Origin of the sequence: Streptomyces barkulensis, from assembly GCF_002843305.1 — a bacterium.
Classification (GTDB): Bacteria; Actinomycetota; Actinomycetes; order Streptomycetales; family Streptomycetaceae; genus Streptomyces; species Streptomyces barkulensis.
In genome coordinates, this window is sequence record NZ_PGSG01000054.1 from 1 (window position 1) to 20,275 (window position 20,275).

The window sequence follows — 20,275 nt, forward strand, 5'->3', positions numbered from 1 at the left end:
ACGCCCAGCATCCGCCTGGCCTGGTCGTAGTACGGCTTCAGCTCCTCCTGCCAGTCGGTGATGTGCCCCCACTGGCGGTCGGCGAAGAAGGCCGGCGGCGGCACGTAGAGGGTGTTGGCGTAGTTCAGCGAACCGCCGCCCACCCCGGCGCCGGCCAGGATCATCACCTTGTCCATCAGATGGATGCGCTGGATGCCGTACAGGCCCAGCGCCGGGGCCCACAGGTAGTTCCGCAGGTCCCAGGAGTTCCTCGGCAGCGTCTCGCGGGTGAAGCGCCGCCCCGCCTCCAGCACCCCGACCCGGTAGCCCTTCTCCGTCAGCCGCAGCGCGGACACCGAACCGCCGAAACCGGAACCGACCACGATCACGTCGTAGTCGTAAGCGCGCTCGGTCTCACGGCCGGGTTCGCGGTCGGTCTCACGGCCGGGTTCGCGGTCGGTTCCGCGGTCGCTGTGGTGGTCGCTCATGGCCGTCCCCCTCTCACTTCCGGTAGAGGGCGTCGATCCGGTCCGCGTGGACGGCGGCCACGGCATGCCGCTTGATCTTCAGCGACGGGGTCAGCAGGCCGTTGTCCTCAGTGAACTCCCCCTCGACCAGGGCGAAGCCGCGGATCGACTCCGCCCGGGAGACCGCCTCGTTGGCGTAGTCCACGGCGCGCTGGACGTCGGCGAGGAGTTCGGGGTCCTTCTCCAGTTCGGCGAAGGGGGTGTCGAGGGGGCGCTTGCGCACCGACAGCCAGTGCTCCAGGGCGTCGGGTTCGAGGGTGATCAGCGCCGCCACATAGGGCCGGTTGTCGCCGACGACCATGCACTGACCGATCGGCGGCCGGCTGCGCAGCCGGTCCTCCAGCACGGCCGGGGAGACGTTCTTGCCGCCGGAGGTGACGATGATGTCCTTCTTGCGGCCGGTGATGGTGAGGTAGCCCTCCTCGTCCAGGAAACCGACGTCTCCGGTGGCGAACCAGCCGTCCCGCAGGGACTGGGCGGTGGCCTGCGGGTTGTTCCAGTAGGAGGCGAAGACGACGCTGCCCCTGATCAGCACCTCGCCGTCGTCGGCGATGCGCACGGCGGTGCCGGGGATGGGCTGCCCGACCTTTCCCGGGCGCGGGTCCAGGGGCGGGACGAGGGTGGCGGCGGCGGTGGTCTCGGTGAGGCCGTAGCCCTCGTAGACGATGATGCCGCAGGCGGCGAAGAAGAGGTTGAGGCGGCGGTCCAGGGGGGATCCGCCGCTGATGGCGTAGTGGAGCCTGCCGCCGAGTTCCTTGCGGACGCGCCGGTAGACCAGCAGGTCGTACAGGCCCCGGGCGAGGGAGAGTTTGAGGCCGGGGCCAGTCCCGGCGCCGCGGAAGGTGTCCATGAAGGCCTCGCCGTAGCGCACGGCGATGCGGTCGGCCCGCTCGAAGGAGGAGCCGCGGCCGATCTTCTCCGCCGTGGCGCGTCCGGTGTCGTGGATCTTCTCGAAGAGGTAGGGCACGCCGACGAGGAAGGTGGGACGGAACCGCTTGAGTTCGGGCCGCAGTTCGTCGGGCTTGATGCTGGGCCAGTGGCCGATCTCGATGCGCGCCTGGAGGCAGGCGATCTGGATGGTGCGGCCCAGGATGTGGGCCAGCGGCAGGAACAGCAGCGTGGAGGCCTCCTTGCCGGTGGCCGCCTCGAAGACCGGGTGCAGCAGCTGCACGGTGTTGTACGCCTCGGCCTGGAGGTTGCCGTGGGTCAGCACGCAGCCCTTGGGGCGGCCGGTGGTGCCGGAGGTGTAGCAGATGGTGGCGACGGTGCCGGAGGTCAGGCCGGCGCGGCGCTCGGTCACCTTCTCGTCGCCCACCTCCCTTCCCAGGTCGGACAGTTGGGCGACGGCCCCGGCCTCGATCCGCCAGGTGCGCGGCGGTTCGGGGACGGAGACCGCGGCGGCCGCGGCGGTGACGGCGTTCTCCCCGGTCTCCACGACCAGGAAGCGGGCGCCGGAGTCGCGCAGGATCCACTCGATCTGGTCGGCCGACGAGGTGGGGTAGACCGGTACGGTCTGCCCGCCGGCCGCCCAGATCGCGAAGTCGAACAGCTCCCACTCGTAGCGGGTGCGGGACATCAGCGCGACCCGGTCGCCTGCCTGGAGTCCGGCCGCGATCAGCCCCTTGGCGACCGCGTTCACCTCTCGGGCGAAGGCCGCGGCGGTGACCGGGACCCACCGGCCGGCCTCCCGGCGGCGCAGCACCACCGCGTCGGGGTCCTGCTCGGCGCGGGTGAAGGGGATGTCGGCGGTGGTGCCCCGGTCGGCGGGCGGCGGGGTGCGCCAGGAGGAGCGCGCCTCGCGTACGGCGCCGTCCTCCCGGACCAGCTCCACCGTCACGCGGTCGGCGAGTTCGCTGCGCTGCTTCGCCCTCTTCAGATCCTTGCGTACGCCCATGGTCGGCTCCTGTTCGCGGCGTGGGGAGGACTGCACTGGCCGGTGTGGGGGGTGGGAGGTGTGGACCGGCTTCGGTTCGGGGAGCGGGGCCGGCCGGGCCCGGGGTCGTCGGGCCCGGTGCCGGGCCGGGGACAAGGGGCGGGCCCGTACGGGTGGCGGTGGCTCGTACGGGCCCGGCGGTCAGCGTTCGAGGATCGCGGTCACGCCCTGTCCGCCCGCGGCGCAGATCGATATCAGGCCGCGTACGGTCGGCTCCCCTCCTTCGGAGGGCCCGCCGCGCTCGGCGGCCTTCTCGTGGAGCAGCTTGGCGAGGGTGCCCACGATCCGGCCGCCGGTGGCGGCGAAGGGGTGCCCGGCGGCGAGGGAGGAGCCGGCCACGTTGAGCCGGTCGCGGTCGACGGTGCCCAGCGGGCCGGGCAGGCCCAGGCGGCGGACGCAGAAGTCCTCGTCCTCCCAGGCGGCGAGGGTGGCCAGGACCTGGGAGGCGAACGCCTCGTGGATCTCGTACAGATCGAGGTCGCCCAGCTTCAGCCCGGCGCCCTGGAGCAGCTTCGGGACGGCGTACGCCGGCGCCATGAGCAGTCCGTCGGGGCCGTCGACGAAGTCGACGGCGGCGGCGCGGGAGTGGGTGAGGTAGGCCAGTACCGGCAGGCCGCGCTCGGTGGCCCACTCCTCGCTCGCCAGCAGCACGGTGGAGGCGCCGTCGGACAGCGGGGTGGAGTTGCCGGCGGTCATGGTGGCCCCCTCGCCCTGGCCGAACACCGGCTTGAGGCGGGCGAGTTTCTCCGGTGTGCTGTCCGGGCGCAGGTTCTGGTCGCGCTCCAGGCCCCGGAAGGGGGTGACCAGGTCGTCGAGGAGGCCGCGTTCGTAGGCGGCGGCCAGGCGCCGGTGGCTGGTGGCGGCCAGCGCGTCCTGGTCGGCACGGGCGATGCCCCACTCGGCGGCGGTGCGGGCGGCGTGCTCGCCCATCGACAGGCCGGTGCGCGGTTCGGCGTTGCGGGGGATGTCGGGGACGGCGTGCCGGGGGCGCAGACCGGCCAGGGCGCCCAGGCGCTGGGGCAGGGAGCGGGCCCGGCGGGCCTTGAGCAGCAGTTTCCGCAGGTCGTCGTTGACGCCCAGCGGGGCGTCGCTGGCGGTGTCCACGCCGCCGGCGACGCCGCACTCGATCTGCCCCAGGGCGATCTTGTTGGCGACGAGGATGACGGTCTCCAGGCCCGTTCCGCAGGCCTGCTGGACGTCGTAGGCGGGGGTGCGGTGGTCCAGCGTGCTGCCGAGGACCACCTCCCGGGCGAGGTTGAAGTCCCGGCTGTGCTTGAGGACCGCTCCCGCGGCGAACTCCCCCAGCACCTCGCCGCGCAGGCCGTGGCGCTCGATCAGGCCGGCCAGGGCGGCGGAGAGCATCTCCTGGTTGGAGGCGGTGGCGTAGGGCCCGTCCGCCCGGGCGAAGGGGATGCGGTTGCTGCCGACGATCGCGACGCGGCGGACGGCCGTTGCCATGGCCACCACTCCTTGTGGTAGGAAACCCCTCTACTTACTTCGGAGTAAACTTACTCATGCGTAAGGAGAAATCAATGGTGGATCGCTACCAGAAACTGACGGCCTCCGGACCCGGGGCGCTCCTCGCCCGGCGCCTGGGGCTGCCGCGCCCGGAGATCCTGGAGCGCCACCGCCCGGGCCGCCCCGTCCTGTCCGGCCCGGTGGTCGTGGACGGCGCGGGGGGCGGCCGGCTGACCGGGCCGCTGCGCGAGCTGGTGGCCGCGCTGCCGGGCGCCTTTGGCGGCTCCTCCGGTTCGCAGGACGCCCCCGCCGCACTGGTCTTCGACGCCACCGGCATCGACGGCAGCGAGGGGCTGCGCGCCCTGCACGACTTCTTCCACCCGCGGATCCGCTCGCTGGCCCCCTGCGGCCGGGTCGTGGTCCTGGGCACCCCGCCCGAGGCGGCCGGCGGGGTGCGGCAGGCCGCCGCCCAGCGGGCGCTGGAGGGCTTCGTGCGCTCGGTCGGCAAGGAGCTGCGGCGCGGGGCGACCGCGCACCTGCTGCTCGTCGCGCCCGGCGCGGAGGACGCGATGGAGTCCACACTGCGCTTCGCGCTCTCGCCCCGTTCCGCCTACGTCTCCGGCCAGGTGCTGCGGATCGGGGAACCGGTCGCGGGAAGTGCCGCGCCGGCCGACTGGGAGCGCCCGCTTCAGGGGAGGACGGCCGTGGTCACCGGAGCGGCGCGCGGCATCGGGGCGGTGGTGGCCGAGACCCTGGCCCGGGACGGGGCGACGGTGGTCTGCCTGGACGTGCCCGGCCAGGGCGGGGAGCTGCGCGAGCTGGCCGGGCGGATCGGCGGGGACGCGCTGGAGATGGACATCACCGCCGACGGCGCCGCCGACGCCCTGGCGGAGCATCTGATCGACCGTCACGGCGGCGTGGACGTCGTGGTGCACAACGCGGGCATCACCCGCGACAAGACCCTGGGCCGGATGGACGCCGCGAAGTGGGACTCGGTGATCGCGGTCAACCTCACCGCGGTGGAGCGCCTGACCGAACGCCTGCTGGAGCCGCGGGATTCCGGGGAGCCGGTGCTGCGCGAGGGCGGCCGGATCGTGTGCACCTCCTCCATCAGCGGCATCGCGGGCAACGTCGGGCAGACCAACTACGCGGCGAGCAAGGCCGGTCTGATCGGGCTGGTCCAGGCCCTCGCCCCGGTCGTGGCCGAACGCGGCGTCACCGTCAACGCGGTGGCCCCGGGCTTCATCGAGACGAGGATGACGGCGGCGGTGCCCCTGTTCGTGAGGGAGGCGGGCCGCCGTATGAACAGCATGAAGCAGGGCGGACAGCCCGTCGACGTGGCCGAGGCCGTCGCCTATCTCGCCTCGCCCGGCAGCGGCGGGGTCAGCGGACAGGTGCTGCGGGTGTGCGGCCAGTCCCTGCTGGGAGCGTGAAGGACGTGGGAGACATGAAGGGCGCGGAGGACGCGGGGAGCGCAGGGAGCACGGGAAGCGCCGGCCGCGGGGAGCCGGAGACGCTGGAGTTGCCGTCCGCGCCGGGCACGGCCGGGCTGTACGTCCGCGCGGTGCTGCCCAAGCCCGGCGGCGGGCGGGGCCGTCCGGTGCCGGCGCGGCGGCTGGTGCTGCGCGATGTCGCGGCCGACCCCGGGCGGCTGCGCCGCTACGCCGGGGTCTGCGGCTTCGCCGGCGCCTCCCGGCTGCCCATGACGTATCCGCACATCGTCGCCTTCCCGCTGGCGATGTCGCTGATGACCCGGCGGGACTTCCCGCTGCCGCTGCTCGGGCTGGTCCACATCGCCAACCGGATCGACCGGCACAGGCCGGTCGAGGCCGGGGAGCGGCTCACCTACCGGGTCTGGGCCGGGGATCTGCGGCCGCACCCGAAGGGCACCGCCTTCGATGTGACGGCCGAGGCCGACGACGGCGCCCGTACGGTGTGGCGGTCGGTCAGCACGTATCTGCGCCGGGGGCGCGCGGCGGCCGGTCCCGCGCCGGGCGCCGGAGCCCGCTCCGGTGGGGCCCCGTCCGGTGGGGCCCCGTCCGGTGGGGCCCCGTCCGGTGGAGCGGGCGACCCGGGCGGTCCGGTGCTGGAGGAGCGCTGGGAGGTGCCCGGCTCGGCGGGGCGCGCGTACGCCGCCGTCTCCGGTGACCGCAACCCGATCCATCTGCACCCGCTCACCGCGCGGCTGTTCGGCTTCCCGCGCGCCATCGCGCACGGCATGTGGACCAAGGCCCGCTGCCTGGCGGCGCTGGAGGAGCAGCTGCCCGGCGCCTGCCGGGTGGACGTCTCCTTCCGGGCCCCGGTCCCGCTGCCCTCGGCGGTGCGCTTCCGTGCCGCGGGCCCGGCCGCGTCCGCCGACGACGGCGTGCTGTGGGACTTCACCCTGCGCGGGGACGGCGACGCGGGGCGCGAGCATCTGCGCGGCGAGGTCTCACTCCTGGACTGAGCGCTCCGGCGCCCCCGGCGCCCTGGGGCCCCCGGCGGGTTCCGGGTCCGGGGCACCGGACCCCGCCGGGGGCGTCCAGATCTCCCCGGCCAGCACGTTGCGCATGCCCACCCACACCATGTTCATCAGGCGCCGGGTGACCCGCTCGGGAGACTCCCCGGGGTGGCGCTCCATCCAGTCGGTGAGCGAGTCCGCCGCTCCCACCAGCGCGTGGGCCACGAAGTCGGCCTCCTCGTCGGCGACCGGGACCGGCCCGAGGGCCTCGCCGATCCCGTCCCGGACCAGACCCGCGACCTCGGCCATGACCGCGCGACGGGCCTGGGCGACCTCGGCGGTGATGGCCTCGCTGAGCTGCGACGCCTGGCGGTGGAGGACGACCCAGCTGTCCCGGTGCTCGGCCACGAAGGCGAAGAACGCCGACAGTCCCGCCCACAGCCGCAGTTCCGGGGTGCGCACATCGCGCGCCGCGCCCTGGAAGGCCGCCACCAGCCGCTCGGCCTCGCGGCGCAGGCAGGCCAGGAACAGGCCCTCCTTGGAGTCGAGGTAGAGGTAGACCATCGGTTTGGAGATACCCGCCAGCTCGGCGATCTCGTCCACCGAGGCGGGGTGGTATCCGCGCCTCGCGAAGACCTGGACCGCCACGTCGATGATCTGCTGTTCCCGGATCCTCCGGGGCACCCGTCGCCTGCGTTCGCCGCTCACTCTTGCCAGCCTACCTACCACGTCGTAATCTTACTCACCAGTAAATTTACTCTTGAGTAAGAAGAGTGAAGGGGAACCCCATGACCAACGGCGTCAGCCGGGAACCGGCCGACCTCGCCGCCCTCGACTTCACCACCGTCTCCCCCGAGGAGTTCGCGCGGATCGTCAAGGGCCTGTCCACCAGGGAGATCGCCGAGATCATGCGCGGCGAACTGCGGATGCGCGTGCTCGGCGAGGTCTTCCGGCGCATGGAGCGGCAGTTCCGCCCCGAGCGGGCCGGATCGCTGGACGCCGTGATCCGCTGGAAGGTCACCGGGGAGACCGAGGTCGTCCGCGAGATCACCATCTCCGAGGGCACCTGCACGGTCCGCGAGGGCCGCGGCGAGGCCGACCCGCGTGTGACGCTGACCATGGGCGACGCCGAGTTCCTCAGGCTCGTCTCCGGCAACGCCAGCCCCGTGACGATGTTCATGACGCGCAGACTGAAGCTGGCCGGCGACGTCGGCCTGGCCTCCGGCCTGACCCGATACTTCGACATCCCCAAGGCGTGAGGAGCGAACGCGGATCATGAGCGGTTTCTGCCTCGACCTCACCGAGGAGCAGAGCGACCTGCGCGAGTGGGTGCACGGCTTCGCCGCCGACGTCGTGCGCCCGGCCGCCTCCGAGTGGGACGAGCGGGAGGAGACCCCCTGGCCCGTCATACAGGAGGCGGCGAAGATCGGCCTGTACGGCTTCGAGTCCCTGGCCGACATGTACGGCGACCCCTCGGGCCTGTCCCTCCAGATCGCCAATGAGGAGCTGTTCTGGGGCGACGCCGGCATCGGCATGGCCCTGTTCGGCACCTCGCTGGCGGTGGCGGGCATCTTCTCCGCCGGCACCCCCGACCAGCTCGCCGAGTGGGTCCCACAGTGCTTCGGCGACGAGGACGACCCCAAGGTGGCGGCCTTCTGCGTCTCCGAGCCCGAGGCCGGCTCCGACGTCTCGGCCATGCGCACCCGCGCCCGGTACGACGAGGCGAAGGACGAATGGGTGATCAGCGGCCAGAAGGCCTGGATCACCAACGGCGGCATCGCGAACGTGCACGTGGTGGTGGCCTCGGTGGAGCCGGAGCTCGGCGCACGCGGCCAGGCGGCGTTCATCGTCCCGCCCGGCACATCCGGTCTGGAGTCCGGCCGCAAGATCAGGAAGCTGGGCCTGCGGGCCTCGCACACCGCCGACGTCTTCCTGGACGAGGTGCGGGTGCCGGGCCACTGCCTGCTGGGCGGCAGGGAGAAGCTGGATGCGCGCCTGGCCCGCGCCCGCGAGGGCGGACGGGCCAAGGGGCAGGCCGCCATGGCGACCTTCGAGGTCAGCCGGCCCACCGTGGGCGCGCAGGCGCTCGGCATCGCGCGCGCCGCCTACGAGTACGCCCTGGAGTACGCGGGCGGCCGCGTCGCCTTCGGCCGCCCCATCGTCGAGAACCAGGCCGTCGCCTTCGCCCTGGCCGATCTGCGGACCGAGATCGAGGCCGTCCGCCTGCTGATCTGGCAGGCGGCCTGGATGGCCCGCAACGGCCGCGCCTTCGACGCGGCCCAGGGCTCGATGTCCAAGCTGCGCGCCGGCGAACTGGCCGTCGCCGCCACCGAGAAGGCCGTACAGGTCCTCGGCGGCGCCGGGTACAGCCGGGAGCATCCGGTGGAGCGGATGTACCGGGACGCCAAGATCTACACGATCTTCGAGGGCACCAGCGAGATCCAGCGCCTGGTGATCGCCCGCGCGGTCTCCGGCCGCCACATCCGCTGACGCGGCGCCGGTCCCCACCGCTCCACAGCATCGTCCGTCCGCGCTCCCGGCCGCCCGGGGCGCGGACGGGCGCGTTCCGTTCCGCGGCCCCAACTCGCCTTTTCCACAGGCCTCTTGTGACCCGCGTCACCTCGTGGCTAGACTCCCGCCCGCTGTGATTCGCACACGTTTTCTTCGCATGTCGACCATCGGACCCGACCTTCACGGACACCACGTGGAGATCGAGTGGAGGGACTGCGCGTGGAACGAGAACCGGCGTTACGGGAGACGAGCGCTTTACCCGCGTTGACCCGCTTGGGCGCACGGCTTTCCGCGCGGCCTTCCACACGGTTTCCCGCGCTGCTTTCCACCCCGCCCCCCGCGCCGCGCCCCCGGCCCGCCCGGTGAGGCGGACCGGGGCCGCGGACCCGGCGGCCGCCGGGCACCGGACTTCCGCTCCGGGCCACGACGTACGGCTGCTGTGGTGGGCCAACAGCGCCGACGCCCTGGGCACCCAGATCTCCGGTCTCGCCCTCCCCCTGCTCCTGCTGGGCCTGGGGTACTCCCCCGCCCTCGTCGGAGCCGTCGCGGGGGCCTCCACCGCCCTGGGGCTGCTGCTGGGCCCGTTCGCCGCCGTGCCCGCCGACCGGGGCGCCCGCCGCCGCGTGATGATCCTCTGCGCCGCGGTGTCCGCCGCCGCGCTGGGGTCGCTCGCCGCGGCCCTGGCACTGGGCTCCCTCCATCCGGCGCACCTGTTCGCCGCGGTCCTCGTCGAGCGCGTCGCGACCTCCTGCCAGGAGGCGGCGGCCCGCGGCGCCGTGGCCCTGGTCTGCCCCGCGGACGACCACCCGAGGGTGGTCTCGCGGCTCCAGGCCGGTGAGCAGGGCGCCCTGGTGCTGGGGCCACTGCTGGGCGGGCTGCTCTACCAGGCCGCCCGGTGGCTGCCGTTCCTGGCGGACGCCCTGTCCTACCTCGTCGCCGCGCTGTGCGTGCGCGGCATGCGCTCGGACCTCGCCCCGGCGGGGGCGCGGGCGCGGGCGCGGGACACACGCCCTTCGCGGGCCCGGTGGGGGGCCTTCGCCTCCGAGGCGGGAGCGGGTCTCTCCCTGGTCCTGCGCTCCCCCGTACTGCGCCTGGTGCTGGTGTGGACGGCCGCCGCCGGCGGGCTGCTGGTCGCGCTCCACTACACGGTCGTCTTCGCCCTCCAGGAGAGCGGACGGGGCCCGGCCGCCGTGGGGCTGGTGTTCTCCGTCGCGGGCGCCGCCGGCCTCGCCGGGGCGCTGGCCGCACCCGCCGTGGTCCGGCGGCTGACCGCGCCGCGGACGCTGGTGGCGGTCTCGTGGCTGATCGTGCCGGCCGCCGCCGGGCTGGCGGCCGGAAACGGCCCGTGGTCCTACGGGCTGCTGTTCGGCGCCGTCTCCCTGCTGGTCCCGGCCGCCGTGGTGGTGCTCCAGACCCGGGTGCTGCGGGTGACGCCGCCCGAGCTGCTGGCCCGCACCGGAACGGCGCTGGCCACCGCGGCGGGGATCGCCGCGGCGGTGGCACCCCTGGCCGCCGGGACGGCCGTGGCCCGGGCCGGCGCCGCGCCGACGATCGCGGGGTGTGCGGTGCTGCTGGCCCTGCTCGCCGCGGGCACCACCCTGGCGGTGGCCCGCGGCGCCCTGTCCGCGCCCTCGCCCGGGCCGGCCGCGACGGCGAAGGGGGCGCTGTGAACACGGTCGCCTCCGCGCCGGACGCGGGCCGTCCCGCACCCGGTTACCGCGTCTACCGGCCGGTGCTGCCGGAGGTCTGTCCCGGCGACCCCGCGCTGATGGTGCTCACCGGTGACGCCGGCGGCCGCTGCGAGGTCTTCGCCCTCGACGCCCGTACCGGCCGCACCCGGCAGGTCACCGACCGCCCGCGCGGCACCCTGCACTGCGCCATCGACGCCGACGCCGCCGTCTGGTGGTTCGACGAGGACGAGACCGGTCGCGGCCGCTGGCTCCACCAGGACTTCCACGGCGGCCCCGTACGGCCCGGCCTGACCGGTCTGCCCGCCGGGACCCCGCGCGGGCTGGCGGTCGGCGCCGGCGGGACGGTCGCCGTCGGGCTCGGCGACGAAAGCGGTCTGACGGTCCACCTCGGCCGGCGCGGCGGCCCGGGCCGGCCGGTTCTGCGGGCAAAGGGGCACGCGGTCCTGTGCGGGCTCTCCCCGGACGGCCGGCTGCTGGCCGTCACCCGCTCGGCCTCCTCGGACCGGGCCGTCACCGTCCACACCGCCTCCGGCGCGACGGTGACGGAGCTGTCCGGCCGGGGCGGCGGGCTGTGGGCGCTGGGCTTCGCCCCCGCCGTCCCCGCCTCCCCCGGCGGCGAGGAGGGCGGTGGTGAGGACGGCGGGGCGGAGCTGCTGCTGGTGCGGCAGGACGGCGACCGCTACGAGACCGCCACCTGGCGTGCCGGGGACGGGGTGCGCCCGCACCGGTGGTGCGCCTTCGACACCGAGATCACCGCCCGCTGGTACCCCCGGGGGCGCCGGATCCTGGTACGCCAGGACCGCCGCGGCCGCAGCCTGCTGTTCACCGCCGACCTGGACCGGCAGGCCCTGACCCCCGTGCCGGTGCCCCGCGGCAGCGTCCTGGACGCCGTGCCCCGGCCGGACGGGGACGTGCACTACCTGTGGACCGACACCGCCACCCCACCGCACGCCCGTTCCGCCTCCGGGGCCCCGCCGCCGGCCGCGGAAGCGCCCGCCGTCCGGGTGCCCGGGCGGCACACCGAACTGTGGACGCCCGGGCCGGACGGGGAGGTACACACCCTGCTCAGCCTCCCCGAGCGCCCCGCCGTCCGTCCGCCGCTGGTGATGCTCGTCCACGGCGGCCCCGCCGACCACGACCGGGACGCCTACGACCCGACCGTGCACTCGCTGGTCGCCTCGGGCTTCGCCGTGGCCCGGGTCAACTACCGCGGCTCCACCGGCTACGGGCCCCGCTGGCGCGCGGCCTACGGCCAGGGGGTGGGCCTGACCCAGGTCGCCGACCTCGTCTCGGTCCGGGCCGACGTGCTGGCGCGCGGGCTGGCCGATCCCGGTGCGGTGGGCCTGTGGGGGACCTCCTGGGGCGGTTACCTCGTCCTGCTGGCGCTGGGCACCCGGCCCGGCCTGTGGCGCGCGGGGGTGGCCGTCAAACCGCTGGCCGACTGCGCCACCGCCCACCGCACCGGTACGCCGGCCCTGCGCGCCCTGGACGAGGCGCTGTTCGGCGGCACCCCCGAGCAGGTGCCCGAGCTCTACGCACGCAGCTCCCCCGTCCACTACGCGCACCGGGTGCGGGCGCCGCTGCTGATGGCCGCGGCCCTCCACGACGTCAAGTGCCCGCCCGAGCAGGTGCGCACATACCTGGCCGCGCTGCGCGCCTCGGGGGTGCGCCACGAGGAGATGTGGCTGGACTCCGGTCACGACGGCTACCTCGGCGGCGACCACGTCGCCGTGCTGCGCCGGGCGCTGGGCTTTCTGGACCGGGAGCTGCGCGGCGCCGGCCGGGCGGCCGGCCGCGATCACGACTCCCCGCCCCGGCCGGGGCGGGGGCAGGGCCGGCCGCCGGCAGCGGCGGCCGGGGACCGAGTGGACCACGAGAGGAGGTAGCCATGCAGAAGGACGTCATCAACAACGACCCGCTCGCGGGCGACGAGGAGAACCGCAAGCCCACCGTCGGCGTCACCGTCACCATCCCGCTCCGCACCGCGGAGGACACCGAGGAGGAGTGACTCCTCACCGCCCGGTCCGGCCCTCACCGCCGGGCCGGGCGGCCGCTTCCGGCCACATCTTCCGTTCCCAGGAGCTGCCATGCGCGTCCTTCTTGTCAACATGCCCTGGTCACCGATCGATCTGCCGTCCCTGGCGCTCGGCATCCTCAAGCGCAGCGTGGACGAGCGGGTTCCCGGTGGCCGGGCCGAGGTGCTGCACGCCAACCTGGAGTTCACCGACTGGATCACCGACCGCATGGAGTTCTCCGGGGACGACTACGAGTACTACGCCCTGTCCTCCTACTTCATGGGATGCGGCGACTGGGTCTTCTCCTCCGCGCTCTACGACGATCCCGAGTGGCGGACCGAGGAGTTCACCTCCGTGATGGGCGGGAAGCTGCGGTCCTCCCGTCTGCGGCTGACACGTGAACTGCACCGAATCGCGCCGGAGTTCGTCCGGGAGACCGCCGAGCGGATCGTGGCGTACGGCCCGGACGTGGTTGGCTTCACCTCCACCTTCCAGCAGAACACCGCCGCGCTCGCCGCCGCCCGGCAGGTCAAGCTGCTGGCCCCGCACATCGTGACCGTCATGGGCGGCGCCAACTGCGACGCCGAGCAGGGCGCCGCCGTCCACCGCAACTTCCCCTTCGTCGACCATGTGGTGCGCGGCGAGGGCGAGGTGGCCTTCCCCCGGCTGCTGACGGCGCTGGCCGGGGGCGCGGACCTGTCGGACATACCGGGGCTGTGCCACCGGGGGGCGGACGGATCCGCCACCGCCAACCCGATGAGCACCTCGCCGATGCCCCCGTCCGCCATCCTGCCGCCCGACTACACCGGCTACTTCGAGCGGCTGGCCGCCTCCGTGGCCCGCAACTGGGTGGAGCCCAAGCTCGTCGTCGAGGGGGCCCGCGGCTGCTGGTGGGGCGAGAAGCACCACTGCACCTTCTGCGGGCTCAACGGCTCGTTCATGCAGTTCCGCAGCAAGAGCCCGGAGGTCTTCCACGACGAGATCATGGAACTGGCCCGCCGGCACCGGGTGCTGGACATGTACGTCGTCGACAACATCCTCGACATGGGCTACCTCAACACGGTGCTGCCCCGCATCATCGACAGCGGGTACGACCTGCGGCTGCACATCGAGATCAAGGCGAACATGCGCCGATCCCAGCTGCGCACCCTCGCGGACGCGGGCCTGATCTACGTCCAGCCGGGTATCGAGAGCCTCAACAGCCGGGTGCTGGGGCTGATGGACAAGGGGGTCAGCGGCTGCCAGAACGTCCGGATGCTGCGGGACGGCGCCGAGACCGGCCTGTCGGTCTCCTGGAACTACCTCCACGGCTTCCCCGGCGAGACGGCCGCCGACTACGAGGGGGTCATCGCCCAGATACCGGCGCTGGAACACCTGAACCCGCCGGTCGACCTGTCCGCACGCATCGCCATCGAGCGTTTCAGCCCGTACTTCACCCGCCCCGAGCTCGGCTTCTCCGGGCTGCGCGCCGAAGAGCACTACCGCTTCACCTACGACCTGCCCGAGGAGGAGCTGTACGACCTGGCCTATGTGTTCAAGGCCCCGGAGCGCGGCATCGGCGAGGACACCGTGAAGTCGCTCAACAAGGCGCTGGCCGCCTGGAAGAAGGCCCATGCCGACAGCAGGCTCACCCACGCCGACCTGGGCGACCGGATCGTGCTGGTCAGCCGCCGGAGGCTGTTCGACTGGGGCGCGCTGGAGCTGACCGACCCACTGGAGATCGCCGCCTTCCGACTGCTGGACCAACCGCACGCCCCCGCGGCCCTCACCCGCAAACTCACCGCCCGGCTGCGGTACGCCGTGGAGGGGGACGCCGTGGAGAGGCTGCTGAAGCGCTGGCTGGAACTCGGCCTGGTCTTCGCCGAAGGCGGCCAGTACGTCCACGTGGCCCCCGCGGCGGTCAACGAGGATCTGTTGAGGCTGGACTTCATGCGCCATCTGCACGCAGCCCCGCGGGAGGGCGGCCCCACACCGGCGGCGCGGCCGACGGCCGGTGTCTGAGGGTTCCACGGGCCGCCGGAGACCGCCGAAGGCCACAGACCACAAACCACCGGCCACCGGCCGGGCAGGCGAACGAGAAAGAGGGCACGAGTGAGCACGACGATCACGGAGAACCCCGGCGGCCCGGCGCCGCTGACCGTCGCCGCCTGGCGCGACTACGACCCGCGGGCGTGCGCGCTGCCCGGCATGCGCATGGACGATATGCGCGTCGAGGGCCCGGTCGCGGCCGCGGTGGACCGGCTGTGGGAGTCGGGCGTCCGCCGGGTGCGGCTGCCGGGCACGGTGGACCTCGCCGCCACCGGCGATCCCGGTGCCGCGGCCCGCGCCGTCCGCGACCTGTGCCTGGTGCGCGACCTCACCGCACGCGCGGTGTTCGTCGAGTGGCGGCTGCGGCTGGCCCCGGAGTCCTCCGGCGGCTGGGAGGTCCTGGGCCACCTCCAGCCGCCCGGTGAGCTGGAGGGGCCGGACGACGCGGCCGGTGCGCTGGCCCGGTGGCGCGAGGGGCACTACCTGTGCAAGTGCCTGTGGCGGCAGGGCCCGGGTTTCGTGCAGATACGCGACCGCCGCTGGGGGGATCTGCGCCGCTTCACCGCCGACGGGCCCGAGTACCACGCGGCCATCACCGCGCTCGCCTACGGCGCACGCGCCGGTGACGTGCCCGCGCCGATCCTGGCGGAGTTCCGCGAGGAACGCCTGGTGGCCGATGTGGGGCCCCTGGTGCTGTGGCTGCCCTACCGGGTGCGGCGGTGGATCCAGGAGGCCATGGTGATCTGACGGCGCTGAGGTGCCGCGATGCCATGGCGCCCCGGTGCGGCAGGGTGGTCCGGCGGCGGAACGGGGAGCGCAGCCGTACGGCCGTACTCGTCCCACTCCGCGCGCCCGCCCTGAAGGCGTGGCGCCCACACGGCGTACCCGGGGCCGCGGGCGTCCGGTGTTCACCGGAGGATCGCGGCCCCGGGTGCGCGCGCCGTGGCGGCGGGTGTCCGTCAGCCGAACGGGACGACGGCGACGGGCGCCTTGGAGTGGTGCATGACCGCGTGGGCGACCGGCCCGGTGTGGAAGCCGATCGGCGAACGGCGGATGCGGCGGCCGACGACGACCAGTGAGGCGTCCTCGGAGGCCTCCGTCAGATGGCGGGCGGCCCGGCCCACCACGGCCTGCGCCTTCACCTCGACGTCCGGGTACTTCTCCCGCCAGTGGCTCAGCGCCTCGTTCAGGTTGCGGGAGCTCTCCTGGGCCAGGTCGGTGGCCAGGCGGGGGTCGACGGCGACGGGGTCGACGCCGTAGACCAGCGGCGGGTTCCAGCCGTGGATGACCCGCAGCGCGGCGCCGCGCCGGGCGGCGGCGTCGAAGCCGAACTCGATGAGCTCGTCGGCCGGCCGGTACAGCTCCAGTCCCATGACGACGTCGCGGGGCGTGGCGGGAGGCTCCGCGCCCTCCGGTTCGCCCTCCTTCGACGTCCCGGCCCGCACCAGCACCACCGGGCACTTCACCCGGGCGACGGTGGCCAGGCCGACGGAGCCGACCAGGAAGCCGGCCACGGGCCCCAGGCCGCGGGTGCCGATGACCAGCACCTCGGCCTGCTCGGCGACCGCGGTCAGCACCTCGGGGGGACGGCCGGTGAGCTGGTCGGTGGTGATCTCCAGCTCCGGGTGACGGCGGGCGAGGTCGTTCGCCGCCTCGCGCGGGATCCGCTGGGCCCAGTGCTGCCGGGTCTCGGGGTCGGCGAAGGAGTCCGGAGGGGTGAAGGGGTCGGGCTCCCGCACGTGGACGAGGCGCAGCGGCACCCCGCGCCGCGCCGCCTCCCGGGCGGCCCAGTCGGCGGCGGCCAGGCTCTCGGCGGAGCCGTCCACTCCCACGGTGACCGTACGTACCATCACAACACCTCCGTTGACAGGCGGCTCTCCGCCGCTTTCGTTTCCATGATCGGTCCGGGTACCCGCGTTCGGCAGGGGTCACTGGTCCCTTTCCAGCGGGCCTGGTGTCCCGCGCGGCGGGGAAACGGCCGGCCCGCGGCGCCCCGGGGGGCGTCGCGGGCCGGTGGTCCGCCGCGGGGCGGCGGGTTCACCGCAGCCAGGGGAGGCTGCGGACCAGGGGCAGCCGGGCCCACCACCGGCCCAGTCCCCAGGTGTCGCCCGCCGCCGCGACCGCCAGGGCGATCAGGACGGCGGCGTACATCACGTGGTAGTCCACGACCGGGTTGGTCGACATGCTGGGGCTGCCGTCCGACAGGTGCTGGGCCAGGGGCCACTCCGCGGCCCACATCAGCGCCATCATCACGGTTCCGGCGGCCGCCGCGAGCCGCAGTGCGACGCCGGCGGTCAGGGCGAGGCCGATGCCGAGCAGGCCGAGCATGAACAGCCAGTCCGCCCAGGCGGCCCCGGCGATGCCGTGGAAGAACGACTCCAGGGGGCCGACGGCCACACCGCTGAGGAAGCCCTTCGTGGGCGAGCCTCCCTCGGTCCAGGCCCGCTCGGCGGGGGTCGCGTAGCCCAGGCCGAAGGCCTTGTCCGCGAACGCCCACAGGAAGACGAACCCGGCCGCGAAGCGGACCCCGGCCAGGACGCGGGCCGCGGCCGACGCCGCCGGGACCACGGCCGTCGCGGCCGCCGTCTCGCCGGACGCGGGTGCGGTCTGGGTGGTGCGCCGTACCGGGAGGCGGAACCCCCGGTGTCCGTGCGTGTGGCCGTGGACTGCCATGTCGCTCATCCCCTTCGCGGAAAGCCGGCCCGCCGTTCGGGCACGTTCACACCGTCTCGCGGCGGCGGCCGCGGCAGCAGGGGTCCGCGGGCCCGTGCACGGGGGCCGAAAGTCCCGTCCGGGGTCCCCGTACGGCCCCTGTCCCAGTGGTGCGGGAAATCCGACGATGACGGTGGGGTACCACTTCCCGGCCACGGGAGTACAACGGGAGTAGAGGCAGCGGCGGCGGACCGCCACGACGCCCGTACCGGGAGCGGACGCCCGCGTGTACACCGCCCACTCGGCACCAGGGAGGCCCGCCATGATCGTCACCGCCAACAACCTGCTCGGGGCGCTGCCCCCGGAGAACCGCGAACGGCTGCTGGAACTCGCCCGCGAGGTCTCCTTCCCCGCCGGCGCCCGTATCTCCGAGGAGGGCCACCGGGCCGACCGGTTCTGGGTCATCCGCACCGGCTCGGTCACCCTCGACATGCGGGTGCCCGGCCGCCGCCCCGCGGCGGTGGAGACCCTCTCCCACGGCGACCTGCTGGGCTGGTCCTGGCTCTTCCCGCCCTACACCTGGCAGTTGGGCGCCGAGGCGCTCAGCCCGGTGCGGGCCCTGGAGTTCGACGCCGCCCGGGTGCGTCAGCTGTGCGAGGCCGACCCGGTGCTGGGGCGCGCGGTGGCCCTGCGGATGGCCGAGATCATCTCGCACCGGCTGCAGGCGGCCCGCACCCGGCTGCTGGACCTGTACGGGCCCTACGGCAGCGGCCCCATGCCGTGACGCGCGCCCGGCGCGGCACGGCGGACGACTTCTCGAGGAGGGCCCCATGGACAACACCGGCGACAAGGACAACATGGACAACATGGATGGCGCGGACGGCGCCTCGCACACCCCGCACACCGTGGGCGACGTGATGAGCCAGACCGTCGTCTCCATCGGGCGGGACGCCCCGTTCAAGCAGATCGTGATGACCATGGAGCAGTGGAAGGTCAGCGCTCTGCCGGTGCTGGAGGGCGAGGGCCGCGTCGTCGGCGTCGTCTCCGAGGCGGATCTGCTGCCCAAGGAGGAGTTCCGGGACGGCGACCCCAGCCGCATGGAGCAGTTGCGGCGCCCGGAGGAACTGGCCCGGGTGGGAGCGGTGACCGCGGGCGAGCTGATGACGTCGCCGGCGGTGTGCGTCCACGCCCGCGCCACACTGGCCGAGGCGGCGCGGATCATGGCGCGCCGGCGCGTCAAGCGCCTGCCCGTGACCGATGCCGACGGCCTGCTGGCCGGCGTCGTCAGCCGCGGAGACCTGCTGAAGGTCTTCCTGCGCCCGGACGAGGACATCGCCCGGCAGGTGCGCCGGGAGGTCGTCGAGCCCCTCTTCCCCGGCGGTGACCGGAGCGTGGGGGTGCGGGTGGCGGACGGTGTGGTGACCTTCACCGGTGAGATCCGCAACACCGCCCTGGTCCCGGTGGCCGCCCGGATGGCGCGGTCGGTGGAGGGGGTGGTGGACGTCGGGTTCGATCTGGTGCGGTCCGCGTGACGTGAGCCGCCGGCGACCACCGGCGCCCCTCCCCCCGCGACCGCCGGTTACCTTCGGAGAGCGCCTGTCGCCTTCGGTGACACGGCCGGTGCGCCGGGGGCGGCCGGACGCGGGCTCCCGCCGCGCGTGCGGGCGGCGGGGCCGTCGGCCCCTGGCGCCGGACGGGCGGGTCGGGGCAGGATCATGGGGCGGGGGGCGTGGCGCCCCTGACCGACAGCGTGAAGGATCCGTATGACCCAGGCCCAGCAGTTCTCACCACAGGACCCGATCCGGGTGTTCCTCCTCGACGACCACGAGGTGGTGCGGCGCGGCGTGCACGACATGCTGGACGCCGAGCCCGACATCGAGGTGGTCGGCGAGGCCGGCACGGCCGAGCAGGCCCTCGCGCGCGGTCCGGCCCTGCGTCCGCACGTGGCCGTGCTGGACGTACGCCTGCCCGACGGCAACGGCATCGCCGTCTGCCGCGAGCTGCGCTCGCGGATGCCGGAGCTGGCCTGTCTGATGCTGACCTCGTTCGACGACGACGATGCCCTGCTGGACGCGATCATGGCCGGTGCCTCCGGCTACGTCCTCAAGCAGATCAAGGGTTCGGACCTGATCGCCGCCGTGCGCACCGTCGCCTCCGGGCAGTCCATGCTGGACCCGGCGACCACGGCGCGGCTGATGAACAGCCTGCGGGTGCAGGACACCGAGGAGCCCGCCGAGGAGCCGCAGGACGCCGCGCTGGCCTCGCTGACGCCCCGTGAGCGCGACATCCTGGCCCTGATCGGCGAGGGGATGACCAACCGGCAGATCGGCAGGCAGCTGTACCTGTCGGAGAAGACGGTCAAGAACAACATCTCCCGGCTGCTGGCCAAGCTGGGGGTGGAGCGGCGGGTCCAGGCCGCCGTCATCGCCACCCAGACCGCCCCGCACCCCCCGGGGCAGCAGACGCGCTGAGCGGGATCCGCGCGAGCGGCGGGGCCGGCGGACCGGGGCGGGCCCCGCCCGTTTTTGTCCCGGATGGGGCCGTCCGGCCCTATCCCCGCCCGTGCGGCGCGCGCACCATGGACCCATGCACCGACACGACGGCTTCCGCGAACTCGACCGGCGGGAGTGCCTGGACCTGCTGGCGCAGGTCCCTCTGGGACGCATCGTCTACACCGAGAACGCGCTGCCCGCCGTCCTCCCGGTCAACTTCTTCCTGGACCACGACCAGGCCGTGGTCCTGCGCACCTCGGGCGCGTCCCGGATGGCCCGCGCGGTGGACGCCAGCGTGGTCGCCTTCGAGGTGGACCGGTTCGACGAGACGACGCGCTCCGGCTGGAGCGTGGTCGTCACCGGGCGTGCCTCGCTGGTGACCGATCCCGGTGAGGCCGAGCGGCTGGGCCGGGCCGGGCCGCTGTCCTGGGCCCCGATCGAGGACGGGGTCCATGTACGGATCGAGCCCGAGCTGGTGACCGGCCGGCTGCTGGAGGACGTCTCGCCCGCCGGGACCGTCTGAGCCTTTCGCCCCGCGCGGGTGCCCCG

At 74.1% G+C, this 20,275-nt stretch carries 18 protein-coding genes; 12 read left to right on the forward strand and 6 right to left on the reverse strand.

Annotation, left to right across the window (positions count from 1 at the left end):
- From CUT83_RS11125 to CUT83_RS11135, 3 genes are all read right to left on the reverse strand, one after another.
- Positions 1–467: NAD(P)-binding protein (locus CUT83_RS11125; protein ID WP_241524784.1), on the reverse strand; the 467-nt coding region annotated here is incomplete at its 3' end.
- A gap of 13 nt (positions 468–480) precedes the next feature.
- A complete protein-coding gene (locus tag CUT83_RS11130; protein WP_101255697.1) occupies positions 481–2,400 on the reverse strand; it encodes an AMP-dependent synthetase/ligase in 1,920 nt (639 codons plus the stop codon).
- Between the two features lie 180 nt (positions 2,401–2,580).
- Positions 2,581–3,897, reverse strand: coding sequence for an acetyl-CoA C-acetyltransferase (locus tag CUT83_RS11135; RefSeq protein WP_101255698.1), 1,317 nt, complete (start codon positions 3,895–3,897; stop codon positions 2,581–2,583).
- Positions 3,898–3,971: 74 nt separating this feature from the next.
- On the opposite strand from CUT83_RS11135, the gene CUT83_RS11140 reads away from it, so the two are divergent.
- The gene (locus tag CUT83_RS11140; protein ID WP_101255699.1) at positions 3,972–5,330 is read left to right on the forward strand and encodes a 3-oxoacyl-ACP reductase; all 1,359 of its coding nucleotides are present in this window, start codon (positions 3,972–3,974) and stop codon (positions 5,328–5,330) included.
- Positions 5,327–6,343 (forward strand): MaoC family dehydratase, encoded by a 1,017-nt coding sequence (locus CUT83_RS11145; protein WP_240957884.1) that lies wholly within the window; start codon positions 5,327–5,329, stop codon positions 6,341–6,343. Before CUT83_RS11140 ends, CUT83_RS11145 begins: the two co-directional genes overlap by 4 nt.
- On the opposite strand, the gene CUT83_RS11150 is transcribed toward CUT83_RS11145, so the two are convergent.
- Complete coding sequence (locus CUT83_RS11150; protein WP_101255700.1) at positions 6,329–7,045, reverse strand: TetR/AcrR family transcriptional regulator; 717 nt, start codon at positions 7,043–7,045, stop codon at positions 6,329–6,331. The genes CUT83_RS11145 and CUT83_RS11150 overlap by 15 nt on opposite strands.
- A gap of 80 nt (positions 7,046–7,125) precedes the next feature.
- On the opposite strand from CUT83_RS11150, the gene CUT83_RS11155 reads away from it, so the two are divergent.
- The 6 genes from CUT83_RS11155 (at position 7,126) to CUT83_RS11180 (ending at position 15,329) form a co-directional block, all read left to right on the forward strand.
- Positions 7,126–7,596, forward strand: coding sequence for an SCP2 sterol-binding domain-containing protein (locus CUT83_RS11155; protein ID WP_101255701.1), 471 nt, complete (start codon positions 7,126–7,128; stop codon positions 7,594–7,596).
- Between the two features lie 16 nt (positions 7,597–7,612).
- The gene (locus tag CUT83_RS11160; RefSeq protein ID WP_101255702.1) at positions 7,613–8,827 is read left to right on the forward strand and encodes an acyl-CoA dehydrogenase family protein; all 1,215 of its coding nucleotides are present in this window, start codon (positions 7,613–7,615) and stop codon (positions 8,825–8,827) included.
- A gap of 383 nt (positions 8,828–9,210) precedes the next feature.
- Entirely contained in the window at positions 9,211–10,518 is a 1,308-nt protein-coding gene (locus CUT83_RS11165) for an MFS transporter (RefSeq protein ID WP_101255703.1), read from the forward strand.
- A complete protein-coding gene (locus CUT83_RS11170) occupies positions 10,515–12,425 on the forward strand; it encodes an alpha/beta hydrolase family protein (protein ID WP_240957883.1) in 1,911 nt (636 codons plus the stop codon). The genes CUT83_RS11165 and CUT83_RS11170 overlap by 4 nt, the downstream gene beginning before the upstream one ends.
- A 201-nt stretch (positions 12,426–12,626) precedes the next feature.
- A complete protein-coding gene (locus tag CUT83_RS11175; RefSeq protein ID WP_101255704.1) occupies positions 12,627–14,555 on the forward strand; it encodes a RiPP maturation radical SAM C-methyltransferase in 1,929 nt (642 codons plus the stop codon).
- A gap of 90 nt (positions 14,556–14,645) precedes the next feature.
- Entirely contained in the window at positions 14,646–15,329 is a 684-nt protein-coding gene (locus CUT83_RS11180) for a DUF5825 family protein (RefSeq protein ID WP_420882408.1), read from the forward strand.
- Positions 15,330–15,541: 212 nt separating this feature from the next.
- Here CUT83_RS11180 and CUT83_RS11185 read toward each other — a convergent pair whose 3' ends face one another.
- Positions 15,542–16,432, reverse strand: a complete 891-nt coding sequence (locus tag CUT83_RS11185) for a universal stress protein (protein ID WP_101255705.1) — start codon at positions 16,430–16,432, stop codon at positions 15,542–15,544.
- A gap of 187 nt (positions 16,433–16,619) precedes the next feature.
- Complete coding sequence (locus CUT83_RS11190) at positions 16,620–17,255, reverse strand: hypothetical protein (protein ID WP_101255706.1); 636 nt, start codon at positions 17,253–17,255, stop codon at positions 16,620–16,622.
- A gap of 301 nt (positions 17,256–17,556) precedes the next feature.
- On the opposite strand from CUT83_RS11190, the gene CUT83_RS11195 reads away from it, so the two are divergent.
- From CUT83_RS11195 to CUT83_RS11210, 4 genes are all read left to right on the forward strand, one after another.
- A complete protein-coding gene (locus CUT83_RS11195; RefSeq protein ID WP_093849471.1) occupies positions 17,557–18,018 on the forward strand; it encodes a Crp/Fnr family transcriptional regulator in 462 nt (153 codons plus the stop codon).
- Between the two features lie 82 nt (positions 18,019–18,100).
- Positions 18,101–18,766, forward strand: a complete 666-nt coding sequence (locus CUT83_RS11200) for a CBS domain-containing protein (RefSeq protein ID WP_420882410.1) — start codon at positions 18,101–18,103, stop codon at positions 18,764–18,766.
- Positions 18,767–18,997: 231 nt separating this feature from the next.
- Positions 18,998–19,705, forward strand: a complete 708-nt coding sequence (locus CUT83_RS11205) for a response regulator (RefSeq protein ID WP_101255707.1) — start codon at positions 18,998–19,000, stop codon at positions 19,703–19,705.
- A 115-nt stretch (positions 19,706–19,820) separates the two neighbouring features.
- A complete protein-coding gene (locus CUT83_RS11210) occupies positions 19,821–20,249 on the forward strand; it encodes a pyridoxamine 5'-phosphate oxidase family protein (RefSeq protein WP_101255708.1) in 429 nt (142 codons plus the stop codon).
- Positions 20,250–20,275: the final 26 nt, after the last annotated feature.